Below are 2,150 nucleotides of genomic sequence, written 5' to 3'. Positions count from 1 at the left end.
CCCCCGCTGAGCTCCGACGGGCGTCTATTCTCGAAGCCCGCCAAGCCGACTTTGCTGATGATCTCCCTCGCCTGCTTTAGACGAATCGACCGGTCGACGCGTTTGATCTCGAGAGGCAATGCCACGTTTGTCAGGACGTCGCGCCACGGTAGCAAGGCGTCGTCCTGGGTGAGATATCCGGCTTTGGTATTGGGCTTCAACAGAGGCGTGCCGCCGTAACGCACGATGCCCGTGTCCGGCCGAGCGAGCCCGGCGGCAAGATTGAGCAAGGTTGTCTTGCCGCAACCGGAAGGGCCTACGAGCGCGACGAAATCCCCATGGCCGACGGTGAGGCTGATACGTTCAACCGCCGCAATGTCCCCGAACTTCTTGCTGACGCCTTCAAATGCGAGCACCTGCTGGGCATCGACGGCCGCACACTTTGATGGAGCCAAGCCGACTTCAGACATGGCCTTCAGCCCCGGGCTGAACAACGGTGCGGAATGCAAAATTCAGGAAGCGCGTCAGCAGGAGAGCCAAAGTGCCGACGATCATCAGGCCTGCCATCACGCCGGTGGAATCCATCTTGGAACCCGCAAACAGGATCAAATAGCCCATGCCGGTGTCCGAGGCAGTCATCTCGCCTACCAGCGCACCGTGAAACGCATAGATCAAACCCTGGCTGATCCCCGTCGCCAGATGGGCGGATGCTGCCGGCAAGCGGAATTTCAAGGCAGTGTCCAAACCCGACGCGTCCAGTAGCGCCGCGGTATCGGCATAGATGCTCGGCACTTGCTTGAGGCCAAGATAGAAATTGAAAAACACCAGGAAGAACGCAGTCACCGCCGACAAAGTGACGGCAGGCAGGTGACCGATTCCGAGCCAAAGGATCAGAGCCGGCGCCAGGACGATCTTGGGCATCGAATAAGCGGCATAGATCATTGGACTCAGCACCCTGTCGACGAACGGGTGTGAGCTGATCCAGAGTGCGAGCGGAATGGCGACGGCAGCAGCAATCGCGAAGCCGACAAGCGTCGTAACAAGCGTGGAAACAAGATGAGGCCATAACGCGCCGCTCGTGATCCAGAGCACGATCTGCGAAAAGACAGCGCGCGGCGTGCTCAGATAATAGGAGTTGATTATCGGGCCGGAGATGACCTGCCATGCCGCAATGACGGCAATCAGTGAAGCGAGTTGGAGCACGAGCGAATTGCTCCTGAACCTTACCCACGGCCTTGCGCCTTCCGCGGCTTCTCTTAGCATCACCTGGTCAGCGATGAAGTCCCGCAAGCCGCAAGCGGTGCCTGGGATCGCGCGTCGGTCCCGTATCGCGGCAAGAAATCCGGCATCGACAGTCCCGTTGAAACTGCACTCGGTTCATCACCGTGACGCGATTCCTGTGTCGGCACGCCGCTGTTCCATCCCCGCAGGCTCTCAGCACGAGCCAGTCGAGGTTTCCCGCTAGGCAAGCTTGGCTGCCTGGCAGCCATCCATCGGAATCTCCATCAGGTCATCTCCGAACAGAATGTTGCCCTTGTAGATTTCACCGACTTCACGGATCACCCGTTCTCGCAGCCCAGGCCGGTCGAACTGCTCGGTCACGTGCGTGATCACCAGATTGCGCACGTCGGCTTCTCTCGCTATTTCAGCCATTTCGAGGTGACCCATGGTGAAGGTGCTGAATGTCTTGCTGAGCTCGGTCCCGCTCAGGTAGTGACACATGTGAACCAGCACGTCGCAGGACTGCGCCAGCTTTGCCAGTGCACGGCTGGGTCCCGTATCGCCCGAATAGACGAAGGATTTTCCATCGGCATCCAGGCGATAACCGTAGGACGTAAGGTGAGGGGCGAAATGATTGACTTTGGCGACACGCACCGACCATCCATTTCGCTGCACCACGTCGTCGGTGGCGAGCTCGGTCACCTTGGGTTGCGGCCGGGCCCGCGCGCCTTCGCCGCCGCGGGCACGATAGACATCGATACTGGCCTGGTTCTGCGTGCGCGATATCAAGTCCGGCCCGAATACTCCATCGTCGGCTATCAAGCGCTCGGTGATCAGCGAAAGCGGCGGCGGGCCGAAGACCTCGAGCTCCGGTATCTTCCCGGCGCCCTGGTCCCAGCGCGTCAACAGCAACCGAGGATAGTCACCCATATGGTCGTAGTGGTGATGAC

The 2,150-nt window shown here is 60.0% G+C and carries 3 protein-coding genes; all 3 read right to left on the bottom strand.

Annotated elements, in window-relative coordinates:
• A partial coding sequence (locus ACREC7_RS16410; RefSeq protein WP_431556756.1) for an ATP-binding cassette domain-containing protein occupies positions 1-449 on the bottom strand: 449 nt, incomplete at its 3' end.
• On the bottom strand, positions 442-1,182 hold the full coding sequence (locus ACREC7_RS16405) for an ABC transporter permease (RefSeq protein WP_431556755.1): 741 nt from the start codon (positions 1,180-1,182) through the stop codon (positions 442-444). The genes ACREC7_RS16410 and ACREC7_RS16405, both read right to left, overlap by 8 nt.
• Positions 1,183-1,440: 258 nt before the next feature.
• On the bottom strand, positions 1,441-2,150 hold a 710-nt coding region (locus ACREC7_RS16400), incomplete at its 5' end, for an MBL fold metallo-hydrolase (RefSeq protein ID WP_431556754.1).

The organism is Methyloceanibacter sp., from assembly GCF_050728395.1.
Classification (GTDB): Bacteria; Pseudomonadota; Alphaproteobacteria; order Rhizobiales; family Methyloligellaceae; genus Methyloceanibacter.
This window is presented reverse-complemented; position numbering and strand designations above follow the sequence as displayed.